This is a genomic window from Xanthomonas sp. DAR 80977, from assembly GCF_041240605.1.
Classification (GTDB): Bacteria; Pseudomonadota; Gammaproteobacteria; order Xanthomonadales; family Xanthomonadaceae; genus Xanthomonas_A; species Xanthomonas_A bundabergensis.
The window spans coordinates 3,033,907-3,051,484 of sequence record NZ_CP162487.1; the positions used below are offsets into that span (position 1 = coordinate 3,033,907).

The 17,578-nt window shown below is 68.7% G+C and carries 16 protein-coding genes; 11 read left to right on the forward strand and 5 right to left on the reverse strand.

The window, feature by feature from the left end; all coding sequences use genetic code 11:
- Positions 1-15 precede the first annotated feature (15 nt).
- The 3 genes from AB3X10_RS12765 to AB3X10_RS12775 form a co-directional block, all read right to left on the reverse strand.
- Entirely contained in the window at positions 16-2,760 is a 2,745-nt protein-coding gene (locus AB3X10_RS12765) for a TonB-dependent receptor (RefSeq protein WP_369975416.1), read from the reverse strand.
- 394 nt (positions 2,761-3,154) lie between these two features.
- Positions 3,155-6,001 (reverse strand): TonB-dependent receptor, encoded by a 2,847-nt coding sequence (locus AB3X10_RS12770; RefSeq protein ID WP_369975417.1) that lies wholly within the window; start codon positions 5,999-6,001, stop codon positions 3,155-3,157.
- A gap of 494 nt (positions 6,002-6,495) precedes the next feature.
- On the reverse strand, positions 6,496-7,455 hold the full coding sequence (locus AB3X10_RS12775) for a LysR substrate-binding domain-containing protein (protein WP_145700250.1): 960 nt from the start codon (positions 7,453-7,455) through the stop codon (positions 6,496-6,498).
- Positions 7,456-7,507: 52 nt separating this feature from the next.
- Between AB3X10_RS12775 and AB3X10_RS12780 the strand changes: the two genes are divergently transcribed.
- From AB3X10_RS12780 to fdxA, 6 genes are all read left to right on the forward strand, one after another.
- Positions 7,508-7,699, forward strand: coding sequence for a hypothetical protein (locus tag AB3X10_RS12780; RefSeq protein ID WP_369975419.1), 192 nt, complete (start codon positions 7,508-7,510; stop codon positions 7,697-7,699).
- Between the two features lie 89 nt (positions 7,700-7,788).
- Positions 7,789-8,409 (forward strand): 2-dehydro-3-deoxy-6-phosphogalactonate aldolase, encoded by a 621-nt coding sequence (locus AB3X10_RS12785; RefSeq protein WP_369975420.1) that lies wholly within the window; start codon positions 7,789-7,791, stop codon positions 8,407-8,409.
- Complete coding sequence (gene dgoD / locus AB3X10_RS12790; RefSeq protein ID WP_369975421.1) at positions 8,406-9,557, forward strand: galactonate dehydratase; 1,152 nt, start codon at positions 8,406-8,408, stop codon at positions 9,555-9,557. Before AB3X10_RS12785 ends, dgoD begins: the two co-directional genes overlap by 4 nt.
- Positions 9,558-9,561: 4 nt before the next feature.
- Positions 9,562-10,488, forward strand: a complete 927-nt coding sequence (locus AB3X10_RS12795; RefSeq protein ID WP_369975422.1) for an SMP-30/gluconolactonase/LRE family protein — start codon at positions 9,562-9,564, stop codon at positions 10,486-10,488.
- Complete coding sequence (locus AB3X10_RS12800) at positions 10,485-11,384, forward strand: 2-dehydro-3-deoxygalactonokinase (protein WP_369975424.1); 900 nt, start codon at positions 10,485-10,487, stop codon at positions 11,382-11,384. Before AB3X10_RS12795 ends, AB3X10_RS12800 begins: the two co-directional genes overlap by 4 nt.
- A 118-nt stretch (positions 11,385-11,502) precedes the next feature.
- Positions 11,503-11,826, forward strand: a complete 324-nt coding sequence (gene fdxA, locus AB3X10_RS12805) for a ferredoxin FdxA (RefSeq protein ID WP_046980845.1) — start codon at positions 11,503-11,505, stop codon at positions 11,824-11,826.
- Between the two features lie 283 nt (positions 11,827-12,109).
- Here fdxA and AB3X10_RS12810 read toward each other — a convergent pair whose 3' ends face one another.
- Together AB3X10_RS12810 and dapA are read right to left on the reverse strand one after the other, a co-directional pair.
- Positions 12,110-12,643: a hypothetical protein gene (locus AB3X10_RS12810; protein ID WP_369975425.1), complete on the reverse strand. Its 534-nt coding sequence runs from the start codon at positions 12,641-12,643 to the stop codon at positions 12,110-12,112.
- An 18-nt stretch (positions 12,644-12,661) separates the two neighbouring features.
- Entirely contained in the window at positions 12,662-13,570 is a 909-nt protein-coding gene (dapA, locus tag AB3X10_RS12815) for a 4-hydroxy-tetrahydrodipicolinate synthase (protein ID WP_369975426.1), read from the reverse strand.
- Positions 13,571-13,729: 159 nt separating this feature from the next.
- Between dapA and AB3X10_RS12820 the strand changes: the two genes are divergently transcribed.
- The 5 genes from AB3X10_RS12820 to AB3X10_RS12840 all read left to right on the forward strand — a co-directional run bounded on the left by AB3X10_RS12820 (position 13,730) and on the right by AB3X10_RS12840 (position 17,557).
- Complete coding sequence (locus AB3X10_RS12820) at positions 13,730-14,305, forward strand: glycine cleavage system protein R (protein WP_087943489.1); 576 nt, start codon at positions 13,730-13,732, stop codon at positions 14,303-14,305.
- A gap of 61 nt (positions 14,306-14,366) precedes the next feature.
- Positions 14,367-14,846, forward strand: coding sequence for a peroxiredoxin (locus AB3X10_RS12825; protein ID WP_009604221.1), 480 nt, complete (start codon positions 14,367-14,369; stop codon positions 14,844-14,846).
- A gap of 84 nt (positions 14,847-14,930) precedes the next feature.
- Positions 14,931-16,331, forward strand: a complete 1,401-nt coding sequence (locus tag AB3X10_RS12830) for a PhoH family protein (RefSeq protein WP_145700264.1) — start codon at positions 14,931-14,933, stop codon at positions 16,329-16,331.
- On the forward strand, positions 16,328-16,819 hold the full coding sequence (locus AB3X10_RS12835) for a hypothetical protein (RefSeq protein ID WP_369975427.1): 492 nt from the start codon (positions 16,328-16,330) through the stop codon (positions 16,817-16,819). The genes AB3X10_RS12830 and AB3X10_RS12835 overlap by 4 nt, the downstream gene beginning before the upstream one ends.
- Before the next feature lie 69 nt (positions 16,820-16,888).
- A complete protein-coding gene (locus AB3X10_RS12840; protein ID WP_369975428.1) occupies positions 16,889-17,557 on the forward strand; it encodes a YoaK family protein in 669 nt (222 codons plus the stop codon).
- Positions 17,558-17,578: the final 21 nt, after the last annotated feature.

A 17,578-nucleotide genomic window follows, 5' to 3' on the forward strand; every position in this document is an offset into this window, starting at 1 on the left:
CGCCTGCGCCGCGCCTCAGAAGCTGGCGCGCAGGGTCAGGCCATAGCGACGGTCGTTGATGACGAAGTCGCGGTAGCGCGATTCGTAGCCCAGGTAGCTCTCGTTGCGGGTATCCAACAGATTGACCCCGTCCACCGACACCGACCACACATCGTCGATGTTGAAGCGCAACGACGCATCCAGCTGGCCGAAGCCCTTGTTGTACACCGGCAGGTTGTCGGTGCCGTTGCCGGCGGTGGTCACCAGCCAGTCGCTACGCCAGTTGTAGGCGACACGGCCGGCGAAGCGCGACTTCTCGTAGCTGAGAATGATGTTGTAGCTGTTCTTGGACAGACCCTCCAATGGCACGACCAGGGCCTGGCCACTGGTGTCGGTCGCGGTCGGGCTCGGTGCCTCGCTGTCGACATAGGTGTAGTTGGTCTGCAGGCCGAAGCCGCTCAGCCAGCCCGGCAGGAAGTCGAAGAACTGGGTATAGCCCACTTCCACACCCCTGATCTTGCCGTTGTCGCCATTGACCGGGCGGGTGATCTGCCACACCTGGCCGTCGTAGACCTCGTTGAACACGGCATTGGCGATGAAGCCGTTGACCTTCTTGTAGAACAGCGTGCCGTACACCATCGAGCCCTTGCCGAAATACCACTCCAGCGCGGTGTCGAACTGGTCGGCCTTCATCGGCTCCAGGTCCGGGTTGCCGGCCGAACCGGTACGCGTGGTGACGCCGCCGCCGCTGTCGGCCGCACTCAGGCTCAGGTTGGGATTGAGTTTGTCGAAGGTCGGCCGCGAAATGCCGCGCGAGGCGGCGAAACGCCACTGCAGGTTGTCGCGCAGGAACCAGCGCAGGTTGAGGCTGGGCAGCACATCGGTATAGGTCTGCTGCGCGTTCACCGGCAGCAGGCCACCGCCCTCGGCATCGGTCGCGGTACGCACGCCGTTGGAGGACAGTTCGGTGCGCACGATGCGGATCCCGATGTTGCCGTCGAACGGGACCGAACCGCTGTCCACGCCGAAGCGCAGCACGCCGTAGGCGGCGTAGGTCTTCTCGTTCTGCTGGTTGATGTTGTTCGGCGCGAATTGCAGCGGCGAGGCGCCGAACGCGGCCAGGGTCTTGTCGTAATTGCCCACCGCCGCGTCGGACGCGGTCAGCGTCGGCCCGAATGCATAACCGTCGCCGCGGAAGAAATCGGTGATCGGATTCTGTACCAGCTGGATGTCCGGATAATCAGCGAATGCGGCACCGGCACAGCCGTTCAAGCACATGAAGCGCCAGACGTTGCCCTTGTTCTCGGCTTTGCGGTCGGTATAGCGCACGCCGGCCTTGAAGCTGCGGGCGAAGCCGTCGTCGAACGCCAGGTCCATGTCCGAGCGCCAGGCGAACTCGGTGCCCTTGTTGTCGTCCTTGTTGTCCAGGTGCCACTTCCAGCCGACGTAGTTCGCCGGGTCGGCAAGATAGCCTTCGGCGCCGCTGGCGTCGGTCACCGACAGCCGCGGCAGATCGCCGCTCAGGTCGAGGTTATAGAACGGGGTGCTGGTCATGCCGGTGGCGACGATGTAGCGCGTGCCCTTGGTGGTGGCGTCGACGTACTGGAAGTCGGTACTCACGTTCAGGCGTTCGTTGACCGTCCACTTGGCACCGAGCGAATAGTCGGTGGTCACCGAATGGCGCTCGGTCAGGCTGGTGTTGGAGTCGGCCGGCGTGTTCTGGAACGTACCGCTGACGAATTCGTTGCGATCGTTGACCACGATGTCGCGCGCGCCCTGCATCGCCGCATCGCCGCTGTAGGCGAAGAACGAATAGTCGTGCCAGCTGAAGTCGTAGTCCGAACGCATGACCTGCGCGGTGACCTCGACGTCGTCGTTCGGCCGCCATTGCAGCGCGAACGCGCCGGTCTTGCGCTTGCGCTCGCCGACTGTGGTGTTGATGCCGGCGCCGTGCGGCACCGAGATCTCCTGGCCTTCGTAGCCCGGCAGGTCGGTCTGCGTGTACCAGGGTTCGATCGAGATCGTGTCCTGGCGGAACGGGCTGGTCTGCTGCGAATAGTTCAGCAACAGGCCGATCTCGCCGATGCCGGTCTGCCAGCGGTCGCTGAACATGCCCGAGAACGCCGGCTTGCCGTCGTCGGCCAGGTCGTAATGGTTGTACTGCACGCTGCCGGCGATCTTGCGCCCGTCGTAGTCGAACGGCAGGCGCGTGCGCAGGTCGACGGTGCCGCCCAGGCCGCCTTCGATCATATCGGCAGAAGGGTTCTTGTACACGTTGACGCCGGCCAGCAGTTCCGCCGACACGTCTTCGAAGCTGAGCCCGCGACCGTCGTTGGCGGTGAAGATGTCGCGGCCGTTGAGCTCTGTGCGCACCTGGGTCAGGCCGCGGATGGCGATGCTGCTGCCTTCGCCGTAATTGCGCGCGATCTGGATGCCGGAGATGCGCTGCAGCGCCTCGGCCACGTTGTTGTCGGGCAGCTTGCCGATGTCCTCGGCCACGATCGAGTCGACGATCTGCTCGGAATTCTGCTTGACCAGCTGCGCCTTGGTCACGCTGCTGCGGGTGCCGCTGACCTGCACCGTGTCCAGCTGCGTGGTGGCATCGTCGGCCTGCGCGGGCGGGGCCGGCTCGGCTTGCTGGGCCTGTGCGGCGGACGCGGCGAGCAGCGCGGCGACGGCCAGGAACATGGCGGAACGGCGCACGCCGCGATCGGAAAAAACACGGGTAGAACGGAGCGCCACGGTCCGCGCATGCGGACAATGGCTATGGGGCGCTGACATGGTGCTTCCCTCCCAGGACACATGTACCAACGATTCGGCGATCGTGCCAAAGGCTGTCGTCGCCGTTTCTAAGTTGTCCGGCCGCACCTGTCGAATGTGGGGTGCTGGCCGCAAGTCGGACGCGAGCGGGATTGCCGCGGCGCGCACGCGATCGAAGGCGATCACGACTCGGGATCGAGAATAGGTGGCAGTCACACGACCAACCAATGAAATATTCACGGTCAGCTATATGTTTTCCACATACGAAACACCGGTCCGCCGGTGAATCGCCGCATACCGCCGCTGCGCGGGCGTCTCGCGTTTCGGCGCGACGCGGGCGCCGCGCGACAGGCCATAAAAAGAGCCCGCATGCGCAGCGCATGCGGGCAGAGGGAAACGCCGTGGCGGATGCCGCTTACCAGTTGGCGCGCAGCACCAGCGAATAGCGGCGGTCGTTGACGAACCAGCTGCGCGTGTACAGGTGGTTGTCGACCTCGCCGTCGGCGTAGGAGGTCGGCCCCATCAGCACCTTGGTCACGGTGTTGGTCAGGTTGTTGGCCTGGACGCCGAGCTGCAGGTGCGGGGTGAAGCGATAGAACACCGAGGCATCGAGCTGGCCGTAGTCGTCCGCCCAGGTCGGCAGCTTGGTCGCCACGTCGCTGGCGGTCAGCAGGTAGCGCGAACGCCAGTTGTAGGCCAGGCGCACCGACAGCGGCCCCTTCTCGTAGATGCCGGCGAGGTTGTAGCTGCGCCGCGACAGGCCTTCCAGCGGCAGGCTCACGCCGGTGACGGTGGTCTGGCTGTAGGGATCGGTCGCCGAATTGACGCCGCCGCTGCTGTCGACGAAGGTGAAGTTGGCGTTGACGCCGAAGCCGCTCATCCAGCCCGGCAGCGAGTCGAAGAACTGCGTGTAGCCGTATTCGAAACCGCGGATGCGGCCCTTGGCCATGTTGTACGGACGCGTCACCAGCCAGTCCTGGCCGCCGTAGGTCTCGGTGGTGGTCTGGGTGGAGAAGTAGTCCTTGACGCTCTTGTAGAACAGGGTCAGGTACATCATGTCGCTGGTATCGAAATACCATTCCAGCGCGGTGTCGTACTGGTTGGCCTTCATCGGCTTGAGGTTCGGGTTGCCCGCGGTGCCGGTCCACTTGGACACGGTGCCGTCCTCCTCGGTGGTGGCCGCCAGCAGCAGGTACGGCTGCAGCTGGGTGTAGTCCGGCCGCGCCATCGCCTTGGACGCGGCGATGCGCCACTGCAGCGCATCGGAGAACTTGAAGCGCATGTTGAAGCTCGGCAGCACGTTGGTGTAGCTGCCCTGCGCATTGTTGGCGAAGAACTGCCCGGTGTACTGCGCCTTGAGCGCATCGGAGGCGGCGGTGGCCGACAGGTCGGGGAACTGGCCGTAGCCGGTGGCCTCGGTCTTGGTCTGCACGATGCGCACGCCGACGTTGCCGTCCACCGGCACGCCCAGCGCATCGTCGTTGCCGAAGTACAGCACCGCGTAGGCGGCCTGGGTGCGCTCGAACTGGCGGTTGGTGTCCTGCAACTGGTACTCGTCCGGCGCCCAGCCCCAGCCGCGCAGCGCCACGATCTGCTCGATCAGCTTGGAGGTGCCGGCATAGTCCTTGACCGCGGCGTTGCTCGGGAAGTACAGGCTGTTGGGCACGCTGATCTTGCCGCGGAACAGGTTGGAGTACGAATACAGCTGCGAGGACGAGGTCATGTAGCTGGCCAGGTCGGCCAGGCCGGTGCTGGTCCCGGGAATCGTCGCCCAGTTGTCGCTGATCACACCCCAGTTGTAGCCGGAGTTCTTGTTGGTCTGGGTGCGCGAGGTGCCGCGGATACCGGCGCGGAAGGTGCGCAGCCACGGATTGTCGTCGTAGGTGTATTCCAGGTCGAAGCGCGTGGCCAGCTCGCGGCCGCGGTTCTTCGCCAGGTGGTCCATCGCCGCGCTCCAGAAGTAATTGGAGGGGTCGGAGGTATAGCTGGTGTCGGCGATCGACACCGACGGGTACTTGCCGCTCAGGTCGAAGGTCAGGCCCGGCAGGTAGACCGAACTGAACAGGGTGAAGTCCAGCGAATCGCTTTCCGACTGCACCAGCTGCATGTCGCCGCGCACGGTGAGGTTGCTGGTGAGCTTGTGGGTGAAGCCGCCGGACAGGTCGGAGGTGGTGGTGCTCTGCTGCGCGTAGCGGTTGTCGGTGTAGAAGCGCACGCCGTCGTTGCCGGTGACGTTGCCGCGCCAGGAACTGGACACCGGCGAGCCGCTGACGAAACGGCCGTCGGCATCGTAGGTGAAGGTGGTGCCGGGGGCGGGGCTGATCGCGTTGGTGTCGTCGTTGAAGAACGCCGCGCGCTCCTGCCAGTTCATGTCGTAGGTGGAACGCATGTACTGCACGTAGATTTCGGTGTCGTCGCTGGGCCGCCACTGGAACGCCCCGGCCACGCCCTTGCGCTTGCGCTCGAAGTCCAGCTGCCGCCAGTTGACGCCGCCGGGCACGTAGACCTTGTCGAAATCGGTGCCGGCCAGCAGCGCCGCATCGGTGCGGCGCACGAACGGTTCCACCTGGATGCCGTCGCTGCGGGTGGCCAGTTCCGAGTAGGCCACGTCCAGCATCAGGCCCATCTCGCCGACGCCGGTCTCCCAGCGATCGCTGAACAGGAACGAGCCGGACGGCTTGTAGGTCTTGCTGAAATCGCCGTAGTTCTCGTCGGCGGTGAAGCCGATCACCCGGCCGGGCTGGTCGAACGGCATGCGCGTGCGCAGGTTGACCGTGCCGCCGAGGCCGCCTTCGATGATCTCGGCCGAAGGATTCTTGTACACGTCCACGCCGGCCATCAGTTCGGCCGGCACGTCCTCGAAGCTGAGCCCGCGGCCGCTGGCGGCGCTGAAGCTGTCGCGGCCGTTGAGTTCGCCGCGCACCTGGGTCATGCCGCGGATCATCACGCCGCTGCCTTCGGCGGAGAAATGGTCGGGGTCGTTGCGCGCCATGAAGTGGTCGATGGTCACGCCGCTGACCCGCTGCAGGGTCTCGGTGACGCTGCGGTCGGGCAGCGCGCCGATGTCCTCGGCGCTGACCGAGTCGACGATCTGCTCGGCATCGTGCTTGATCGACTGCGACTTGATCAGGCTGGCGCGCACGCCCTTGACCTCGATCGCCTCGAGCTGGGTCACCGGGTCGGTGCTCTTCTTCTTGGTGGCGTCGTCGGCGTCCTGTGCCAGCGCCTGCGCGCTCAGCAGCAGGCCGATGCTCAGCGCCATGGCCGAGCGACGCAAAACGCAGGTACTACGAACCGCTGCGGTCGGCGAGGCCGGACCACGGTAGTGACGCGATGACATGATGCTTCCCTCCCAGGAGACATGCACACACACACGGGTGGCGGTCGCGCGTTAAGCGCCGCCCTGCTGATTGTGACGGCGGCGCGCCATGGCCCGCTGCCGTATCGCTGGCGTGGCGGCGCGCGTCATATTAGGGACGACGCGGCGCGGCATCGGTCACGATCGGCTGAGCCTAGAAGTGAATTTCGTGTTAAGCAAATGAAATATTCACGCCAAGCTATGTTTTTTTCGACTAGCAGATTCGCGTGCGCAATGGCGTCTGCGCGACCGGCCGCCGCGTCGCGCAAGCGCCCGTGCTACCAGGCGGCGACACCGATCCAAGGCCCGTGCCGGCATGTGCCAACATGACCCGGCATGCATCGCTCGCCGCCGGCCCTGCCCGCCCCGGTCGGGCGAACGCCAGCGCACGCCACTGTTCAGCCCGGCGCACGTTCCGGATACAGGCGCTTGGCCGCGTTGCGCAGCGCCAGCAGGATGCGTTCGGCGCCGGGCGGCAGCATGTAGTCGCGGCGGCGGATGATGCCGAACGACTCCATCCGCACCCCCAGCGCGATCGGCAGCACGGTCAGCAGCTTGGCCTGCACGTACGGCGCCACCGCGTCGGCCGGCAGCGCCGCCAGCAGGTCGCTGCCGCGCAGCAGGCTGGTCATCACCGGCAGCGACGAGGTCTCGATGACGTTCTGCGGGGTCGGCACGCCGTGCTCCATGAACATCGCGTCCAGGCGCGCGCGCAGCACGCTGTCCACCGGCGGCAGCACCCAGCCGTAGCGCGCCAGGTCGGCGTGGCGCAGGTCGGCGCGCGCCGACAGCGGATGCCCGGCGCGCGCCACCACCGAATGCGGTTCGTCGGCCAGCGGCTCGAACTCCAGCTCGTCGCCGCCGTACGGGCCGAGGATGCGCCCGATCACGATGTCGAGCTGGCCGTCCAGCAGCTTGGCCACCAGCGGCCGGCTGTAGTCCATCTCCACCCGCACCAGGATGCCGGGGAACTCGCGCTTGACCTCGGCGATCGCCTGCGGCACCAGGTTGGTGCCCGGATTGACCACGGTGCCGATCGAGACCTGGCCCATGCGCCCCTCGCGCAGCGCGGCGATCTCCTCCTGCGCGCGGCCGATCTCCGACATCGCCGAGCGCGCGCGGCGGATCAGCACCTGCCCGTACCAGGTCGGCTCCACCCCGCGCGCGTGGCGCTCGAACAACTTGACCCCGAGCAGGTCCTCCATTTCCGCCAGCAGCTTGGAGGCGGCCGGCTGGGTCATGCTCGCCGCCTCGGCCGCGCGCAGCACCGAGCGGTGCTCGTGCAGCTGCAGCAGCAACAACAGATGCCGGGTCTTCAGGCGCGCGGCGTTGAACCAGGGATTGGCGGTAGCGGTCATGAGCGGAAAGCGTCCTGAGCAAGAAGATGCGTATTCACCACCGGAATAGCATATGTCTAAAATTTCATTTGCCGAGCATATCTTCACGCGCGCAGGCTATCGACCAGTCGCGGCTCCGGCCGCGACGCCGTCCCACCGCCACACCCGCCTCGTGAAGGCGCCGGCGCGCCGCGCCAGCGTCGATGAGCAGGACGATCCGCCGACGCACCGCTCGCTGGCGCCCGCCCGCTCGTCGCCAACGTGACGGCCGCTCACCCGCGCGCCCCCTGCGGCCGCGCGATGACGACGTCGCGGTGGACGCCTTTCGCTCCACGCCCGTTGCCAGGTAAGCCGATGTCCGCCGTCTCCCCGTTCCAGTTCCCCCTGATCGCGATCCTGCGCGGCCTCACCCCCGACGACGCGCTGGACCATGTCGGCGCGCTGGCCGAGGCCGGCTACGACGCGATCGAGATCCCGCTCAACTCGCCGCGCTGGGCCGACAGCATCGGCGCGGCGGCGCAGGCGTTCGGCCAGCGCTGCTGGATCGGCGGCGGCACGGTGCTGAAGATCGCCGACGTCGACACCCTGGCCGACCTCGGCGCGCGCTTCATCGTCACCCCCAACACGCGCCCGCCGGTGATCCGCCACGCGGTCGCGCGCGGCCTGCAGGTAGTGGCCGGCTTCGCCACCGCCACCGAGGCCTTCGACGCGCTCGACGCCGGCGCGCAGATGCTCAAGCTGTTCCCCGCCGCCACCTACGGCCCCGGCCACCTGCGCGCGCTGCGCGCGGTGCTGCCGGCGACGGTTCCGCTGTTCGTGGTCGGCGGCGTCAGCACCGACACCCTGCGCGACTACCTCGCCGCCGGCGCGATCGGCGCCGGCATCGGCGGCGAACTGTACCGGCCCGGCCAGGCACTCGCGCAGACCCGGGCGCAGGCCGCCGCCTTCCGCCAAGCCTACCTGGACCACGCATGAAGATCGTTCGCCTCACCACCTACCACGCCGCGCCGCGCTGGCTGTTCCTGAAGATCGAGACCGACGAAGGCATCACCGGCTGGGGCGAACCGGTGATCGAAGGCCGCGCGCGCAGCGTCGACGCCGCGGTGCACGAACTCAGCAGCTACCTGATCGGCAAGGATCCGGCGCGGATCAACGACATCTGGCAACTGCTGTACCGCAGCGGCTTCTACCGCGGCGGGCCGATCCTGATGAGCGCCATCGCCGGCATCGACCAGGCGCTGTGGGACATCAAGGGCAAGGCGCTGGGCGTGCCGGTGTACGAGCTGCTCGGCGGGCTGGTGCGCGACCGCATGAAGACCTACCGCTGGGTCGGCGGCGACCGCCCGTCGGCGACCATCGCGCAGATCCAGGGCTATCGCGAGCTGGGCTTCGACACCTTCAAGTTCAACGGCACCGAGGAGATGAAGCTGATCGACGGGCCGCGCGCGGTGGATGCGGCGGTGGCCAAGGTCGCGCAGATCCGCGAGGCGTTCGGTACCAGCATCGACTTCGGCATCGATTTCCACGGCCGCGTCGCCGCGCCGATGGCGCGCGTGCTGCTGCGCGAACTGGAGCCGTTCAAGCCGCTGTTCGTCGAGGAACCGGTGCTGCCGGAACTGGCCGAATACTATCCGCGCCTGGCCGCCTCCACGCCGATCCCGCTGGCCGCCGGCGAACGCATGTTCTCGCGCTTCGACTTCAAGCCGGTGCTGCAGGCCGGCGGGCTGTCGCTGCTGCAGCCGGACCTGTCGCACGCCGGCGGCATCACCGAATGCCTGAAGATCGCCAGCATGGCCGACGCCTACGACGTCGGCCTGGCCCCGCACTGCCCGCTCGGCCCGGTCGCGCTGGCGGCCTGCCTGCAGGTCGATTTCGTCTCGCACAACGCGGTGCTGCAGGAACAGAGCATCGGCATCCACTACAATGAAGGCGCCGACCTGCTCGACTACGTGATCAACAAGGAAGACTTCGCCTGCGACGCCACCGGCAGCATCGCCGCGCTGCCCAAGCCCGGCCTCGGCGTGGAGATCGACGAGGAGCGCCTGCGCCACGCCAACGAAAACCCGCCCGACTGGCACAACCCGGTCTGGCGCCATGCCGACGGCAGCATCGCCGAATGGTGAGTCAATGAGCAGCCTGCCCCCGCCCCCCGCCCATACCGCCGAACTGGCGGTGGACAGCCGCTGCAGCCACGGCGAAGGCGTGGTGTGGTGCGAGCGCCGCCAGGCGCTGTTCTGGGTCGACATCGACGGGCGCCAGCTGTGGCGGCACGACCCGGCCAGCGGCGCCAGCCGCCACTGGTCCCTGCCCGACCGCCCCGGCTGCCTGGGCCTGTTCGACGACGGCCGCCTGCTGCTGGCCCTGGCCAAGGGCGTGTACGTCGCCGATCCCGACGCCAGCGCCGCCGGGGCGACCGAACTGCCGCTGCACAAGCTGGCCGAGCTGGAGCCGGAGCGCGACGACACCCGCGCCAACGACGGCCGCGCCGACCGCCACGGCAACTTCGTGTTCGGCACCATGAGCGAGCGCGCCGACCAGGCGCCGGTCGGCAGCTTCTACCAGTGGTCCGCGCGCCACGGCCTGCGCCGCCTGCCGCTGCCCGGCGTGGCCATCCCCAACGCGATCTGCTTCAGCGCCGACGGCCGCACCATGTACTACTGCGACTCGGTGCGCCCGCAGATCCTGTGCTGCGACTACGACGCCGCCAACGCACAGACCGCCAACAGCCGCGTGTTCGTGGACGTGGATCACCCCGGTGCCGAGCCCGACGGCGCCATCGTCGATGCCGAAGGCCACCTGTGGAACGCGCAATGGCGCGCCTGGCGCGTGGTCCGCTACCGGCCCGACGGCAGCGTCGAGCGCAGCGTCGCGCTGCCGGTCAAGCATCCCACCTGCCCGGCCCTGGGCGGCGCCGACGGCGGCACGCTGTACCTGAGCACCTCGCGCATGGACCACGCCGACGACGAACTGGCGCGGACCCCGCAGGCCGGCGGCCTGTTCGTCGCCGCGGTCGGCATCGCCGGCCTGCCCGAAGGACGCATCGCCAGCGCATGATCGCCATCGATTGGGGGACCAGCAGCCTGCGCGGCTACCGGCTCGCGGCCGATGGCCGCGTGCTCGAGCAGCGCCGCAGCGACCAGGGCATCACCGCCTGCCAGGGCCGTTTCGCCGCGACCCTGGCGGCGCTGATCGACGGCTGGCCCGGCGACGTGGTGCTGTGCGGCATGATCGGCAGCCGCAACGGCTGGATCGAACTGCCCTACGCGCCATGCCCGGCCGACGCCGCCGCGCTCGCCGCGGCGATGCAGCCGCTGCAGGACCCGGCGCTGCCCGGACGCACGCTGTGGTTCGTGCCCGGCGTGGCCAGCAGCGCCGAGGCGGTGCCGGACGTGATGCGCGGCGAGGAGACCCAGCTGGTCGGCCTGCTCGACGTCCTGGCCCAGGAGCCGGACGCCGACGGCGCCCACAGCGTGTGCCTGCCCGGCACCCACAGCAAGTGGGTCGATCTGCAGCACGGCCGCATCGCCGCCCTGGCGACGATGATGACCGGCGAGCTGTACGCGCTGCTGCGCCAGCACAGCCTGCTGGCGCGGCTGATGGACGCCGACGACGGCCATTTCGACGCCGCCGGCTTCGACGCCGGCCTGCAGCGCAGCGGCGCGCCCGGCGGCCTGCTGCATCATCTGTTCGGCGTGCGCGCCCTGGGCCTGTTCGAGCGGCTGAGCGCGGCCGCCGCGCCGTCCTACCTGTCCGGCCTGCTGATCGGCCACGAACTGCGCGCGCGCCTGCCGCTGGCGCCGCGCGTGCACCTGATCGGCGGCAGCGGCCTGCTGAACCGCTACGCGCACGCGCTGCGCGCGCTGGGCAGCGAGGTCCGCAACCACCCCGAAGACCTTGCCGCGCGCGGCCTGTACCGCCTGGCGCAACGCCACGGCGGCATCGGCGACTGACCCCGCGCGACTGCCCGGCAATGGTCCGGCAGGGTCGGCTGCGGCACCGGCCGCGCGCATTCTCCACGCGCCGGCGCCGACTGCTTTAGAATTGCGCGCTTAACCGCCGGATCGAGCCATGCCTTTTGTCGTCACCGAAAACTGCATCAAGTGCAAATACACCGACTGCGTGGAAGTGTGCCCGGTGGATTGCTTCCACGCCGGCCCCAACTTCCTGGTGATCGATCCGGACGAGTGCATCGACTGCACCCTGTGCGAGCCGGAGTGCCCGGCCAACGCGATCTACCCCGAGGACGACGTGCCGGCCGGCCAGGAAGGCTTCGTCGCGCTCAACGCGGAGCTGGCCAAGGCCTGGCCGGTGCTGACCACGCGCCAGGAACCGCTGCCCGACGCCGCCGACTGGGACGGCAAGCCGAACAAGCTGCCGCTGCTGCTGAAGTAGCGCATCCAACGCGTCGCCGCTGACCGCGCGGCCAAATCGCGAAGCCGATACCAAACGGGTCTTACCGCCTGTCGCCACCGAAGTTGAAGCGTTTCGACCGATAGATTTTCAGTCGCGGACCCGGTGTGGGAGCGACTGAAGCCGCTCCCACAATCGACCCAGCCGGCGCCGGCAGATGCCTCCGCGGCTCCTGCTGCTCGCCCCAAAAACGAAACGGGCGCCCTGCGGCGCCCGTCTCCACCCGTCGCAACGACCGGCGCGAACGCCGGCCGGCAACGCCGGCTCAATGGCCGAGCTTGGCCTTCAGCGCCGCGATCAGCTTGACCGGCGCCTCGCCGCTGGCCGGCAGGCCGCGCGGATCGACCGCCGACACGTACACCCCGGCATCCACCGCGACCACGCGGATCAGGAAGTTGCCGCCCTCGTAGCTCACGTCGTAGGAACCCAGCACCTGCGCGCGGCTGGCGATGGTCACGCCCTCGATGCCGCCCAGCGCGTCGCCGACCTGGGCGAACACCTGGTCGCGCGCGCCCGGCACCACGAAGCCGCTGTTCGACGCCGCCGGGGCCTGGCCCGGCGCGCCGCTGGCGGCAGGATGCTGCGTGGCCGAGGCCAGCGCCGGCACCTTCATCGCCGCCGAGGTATCCGGCGCGGTCAGGTCCGGCGGCACTTCCAGCGGACGCATCTCGGGGGCCAGCGCATAGTCGCCGCGCGGCTTGCCCTTGTGGAACCAGCTGCAACCGCTGGTGGCCGCGACCATGGTGGTCGCCAGCACGGCGGCCGACAGCACGCGGACGTAGGGAACGGAAGCACGCATCGATAAATCTCCTGAGGGTCAGGCCGCGAGCGTTTCGCGGCTGGATAGTTCTTCCAACGCGGCTGCGTCGGCGGCGAGACGGTCGGCCGTGGCGTGGTGCGCCGCGGACAGCGGCAGCAGCGGCAGCCGCAGGCCCTGGCCGATGCCGGCGCGCTGCAGCAGCGCCTTGACCGGGATCGGGTTGGATTCGATGCCGCAGAAGGCGTGGAACGGCTGCAGCCGCGCATCCCAGGCCTCCGCCGGCTCGCTCTGGCGCGCACGCGCCAGGTCGCACAGGCGCCGGTAGGCGGCCGGCAAGGCGTTGGAGGCGACCGAGATCAGCCCGTCGTAGCCGCCGAGCATGGCATGCGCGGCGCTGCCGTCGTCGCCGCTGAGCACGGCGAAGCCGTCGCTGCGCAAGGCCAGCAACGCGGCGATGCGCTGCGGATCGCTGCTGGCTTCCTTGATCCCGACGATGTTCGGATGCTGCGCCAGCTGCGCCACCGTGTCCGGCAGCAGGTCGCAGCCGGTGCGCCCGGGCACGTTGTACAGCACCACCGGCAGGCCGCCGTGCTCGGCCACCTGCAGGTAGTGCGCGAGCAGGCCGGCCTGGGTCGGGCGCACGTACGGCGGCGTCACCACCAGCGCGTACTGCGCGCCGTTGGCGGCGGCGCGGCGGGTCAGCGCGACCGTCTTGGCGGTGCCGGACAGGCCGGTGCCGGCCAGCAGCGGCACGCGCCCGCCGATCGCCTGCGCCGCTTCGCGCAGGATCAGGTCGTATTCCTCGTCCAGCAGCGTGGCCGCCTCGCCGGTCGATCCCGCCACCACCACGCCCTGTACGCCGCCGTCCAGCTGCCGTTTGAGCAGCCGCTGCCAGGCGTCGAGGTCGAGGTCGCCATTGCCCTGGAAGGGCGTGGCCAGGGCGGTGATGATGCCGGAGAGGGACAAGATGCCTGGTGCTCGCTGTGTAGAGAGAGGGCCGCGTGCGGCCTGCACGGACGGGATTCGTCCCGCATGTTACTTGCGGCCCGAAAGCGCGGGCAAGTATGCTGCATACTGCACCGAGCGACCGCCCGGACGCCGTTCAGCCTTACGCAATCCTACGCAATGCCGGAAGCCCCTTTGACAGACACCACGCCCCGGCCCGCGCCGACCGAAAACCACCTCCTGATCAACGCCTATACGACGCATCCGGAGTCGCCGCTGTTGCCGGTGACGCGTCGCATCGCCGACAGCGGCTGCAATCTCGTCGATGCGCGCCTGGCCACGGTCGGCCGCGACGTGTCGGTGACCGCGCTGGCGACCGGCTCGTGGGACTCGGTGGCCAAGCTCGAAGCCATGCTGACCCGGCTCGACCGCGAGGAAGGCATGAAGCTGGTGTGGTACCGCACCGGCGCCAAGCAGGCGCAATCCAACCTGCTGCCCTACATCGTCGAGGTCATCGCCGCCGACAAGCCGGGCATCCTGTTCCAGTTGGCGGATTTCTTCGACCGCCAGGGCATCACCATCGAGAACCTGCAGAGCACCCGCTACCGCGCCATGCAGACCGGCGCGGAGATGTTCTCGGCGCAGGTGACCATCGGGGTGCCGGCGAACATGCACATCGCCGCGCTGCGCGACGATTTCCTCGAGTTCTGCGACCACCTGAACCTGGACGCGATCATGGACCCGATGAAGTTCTGAGCCGCGCTGGACATCGACGCATTCGAACGCAGATGATGGCGATGCACGCGGAGGACACCCCATGAAGGACGGCGACACCCTGGACCGCACCACGCTGGCATTGCCGCTGGCGTTGTCCGGCGGCGCCAGCGCCACGCTCGGCGATTACGCCGGCCGCTGGCTGGTGCTGTATTTCTACCCGAAGGACAGCACCCCCGGCTGTACCACGGAGGGCATCGACTTCAACGCGCTGCTGCCGCAGTTCGAGCAGGCCAACGCCGCCGTGCTCGGCGTCTCGCGCGATTCGCTGAAGTCGCACGACAACTTCTGCGCCAAGCAGGGCTTCCGCTTCCCGCTGGTCAGCGATGCCGACGAGGCCCTGTGCCGCGCGTTCGACGTGATCAAGGAAAAGAACATGTACGGCCGCCAGGTGCTCGGCATCGAGCGCAGCACCTTCCTGATCTCGCCCTCGGGCCGGCTGCTGCGCAGCTGGCGCAAGGTCAAGGTTCCCGGCCACGCCCAGGCCGTGTTCGACGCGCTGCAGGCCGCCGCCCAGCAGTGATCATTCGCGCTTCCCGCACGCCGCATCACCCTGCCCCGCGCAGGCCGTGATGGTCTTTCCCTGTCCCATTCCCAGGAATCCACGATGACCCGAGGCAAGCGCATCTACGTGCTGGATACCAACGTGCTGATGCACGACCCGACCGCGCTGTTCAAGTTCGAGGAACACGACGTGTTCCTGCCGATGCAGGTGATCGAGGAACTGGACAACGCCAAGAAGGGCATGTCCGAAGTCAGCCGCAACGCGCGCCAGGTCAGCCGTTTCCTCAACGAGCTGATCGAGGGCGCCGGCGCCGAGCAGATCGAGTCGGGCATCCCGCTCAGCCATCCGCAGGGCATCCAGCTCAAGAGCAGCGGCAGCATCGGCCGGCTGTACTTCCAGACCCGCCCGGTCGAGCCCGGGCGCAGCTTCGGCACCGTGGCGCCGGACAACAAGATCCTGGCCGCGGTGCTGGCGCTGCGCGAGGACGGCCCGGAAACGCCGGTGATCCTGGTGTCCAAGGACATCAACCTGCGGATCAAGGCGGCGATCAGCGGCCTGGTCGCCGAGGATTACGAGAACGACCGCGCGCTCGACGATTTCAGCCTGCTGTACACCGGCGCGATCGAGCTGCCGGAGGATTTCTGGCAGAAGCACAACCAGGACCTGCGCAGCTGGAGCGACAAGGGCCGCACCTGCTACGAGATCGCGCTGGCCGACGACGAGGACTGGTACCCGAACCAGTACCTGTACCTGCCCGGCGACGACGAAGTGGAACTGCGCGTGGTCAAGGTCAGCGGCGAGCGCAAGGCGACGCTGGCGCTGGTCGACGATTTCCGCAGCGGCCAGCACGCGGTGTGGGGCATCGCCGCGCGCAACCGCGAGCAGAACTTCGCGCTCAACGCGCTGATGGACCCGGAGATCGACTTCGTCACCCTGCTCGGCACCGCCGGCACCGGCAAGACCCTGCTGGCGCTGGCGGCGGGCCTGGCGCAGACCATGGACCAGCAGCGCTACCGCGAGATCATCATGACCCGCGCCACGGTCAGCGTCGGCGAGGACATCGGCTTCCTGCCCGGCACCGAGGAAGAGAAGATGACGCCGTGGATGGGCGCGCTGACCGACAACCTGGAAGTGCTCACCCACAACCAGGAAGGCGGCGCCTGGGGCCGCGCGGCGACCAACGACCTGCTCGCCAGCCGGATCAAGATCCGCTCGATGAACTTCATGCGCGGGCGTACCTTCCTGTCGCGCTACCTGATCCTGGACGAAGCGCAGAACCTGACCCCGAAGCAGATGAAGACGCTGATCACCCGTGCCGGCCCCGGCACCAAGATCGTGTGCCTGGGCAACGTCGAGCAGATCGACACGCCGTACCTGACCGAGACCACCTCGGGCCTGACCTACGCGGTGGACCGGTTCAAGGCCTGGCCGCACAGCGCGCACGTCACCCTGCGCCGCGGCGAGCGTTCGCGCCTGGCCGACTACGCCTCGGAGGTGCTGTGAACGCGGCCAGCGCACGCCTCGGTGGCGCCGCGCTGGCGCTGGTCCTGCTCGGCGCGTGCGCCACCACGCGCGGGCCGGCCAGCGTACCGACCGCGATCAAGGCCGGGCAGTCGTGGGTGGTCACCCGCAACAGCACCGCCGCGCAGGTGCTCGACACCTGTTCGCGCGACAGCCCGGCGCGCCACGACGGCGCGGTGAGCGGCTACTGGGTGCCGACCGTGGAGCAGGTCGCGCAGCTGGAAACGCGGCTGGCGCAATTGCAGCCCACGATCGCCGATCCGGCCGGCGACGACCGCCAGTACGTCGGCATCGTCTACCGCGGCAGGCAGGCGATCTACGTCAACGCGTTCAAGCCGCACGACGACAGCGACCTGGATCCCAGCATCGATGCGGTGCGCGTGTGCGGCGGCGGCAGCGGCTTCTGGGGCGCGGTGTTCGATCCGGCCAGCGGCAGCTTCTCCGAGATCGCCGTCAACGGCGCGAAGTAGGCCGCAACGCATGCGCCGGCCGCCTCCGTCCAGCCAGTCGCGCGCCGCGCGCCGGCGCCGCGCCGGCGCATGAACTTCGAACTGCCGCGCTGGGCCTGGGCGTTCGCCGGCGCGTTGGCCTGCGTCGCCGGCATGGTCAACGTGGTCGGCTATCTCGGCTTCGAGCACCAGGCAGTGACCCACCTGACCGGCACCACCACCCTGCTCGGCGCGGCGCTGGCCGAGGGCGACATGCGGGTGATCGGCAACCTGGTCGGCGTGGTGCTGGCCTTCCTCGGCGGCGCCGTGCTCAGCGGCATCGTGGTGCAGGACAGCCGCCTGCGCCTGGGCCGCCGCTACGGCGTGGCGCTTGCCTTGGAAGCATTGCTCCTGCTGGCGGCGATGCAGGCGTTCAAGCAGCAACAACTCCTCGGCGCGCTGTTCGCCGCCACCGCCTGCGGCCTGCAGAACGCGATGACCACCACCTACAGCGGCGCAGTGGTGCGCACCACCCACCTGACCGGCATGTTCACCGACCTGGGCATCGGCCTGGGCCAGGCGCTGCGCGGCCTGCCGCTGCCGCGCCGGCGCATCCGCCTCAGCTTGCTGATCATCGGCGGCTTCCTGCTCGGCGGCGTGCTCGGCGCCTGGGCCTACCGCCAGGTCGGCTTCGATGCGCTGCTGGCGCCGGCGCTGCTGACCGGGCTGGTCGGAACCGCGTATGCGCTGCAGGCCCACTACCGGCGCCACGAACGCTGAGCGCGCGGTCGCCAAGCCGCC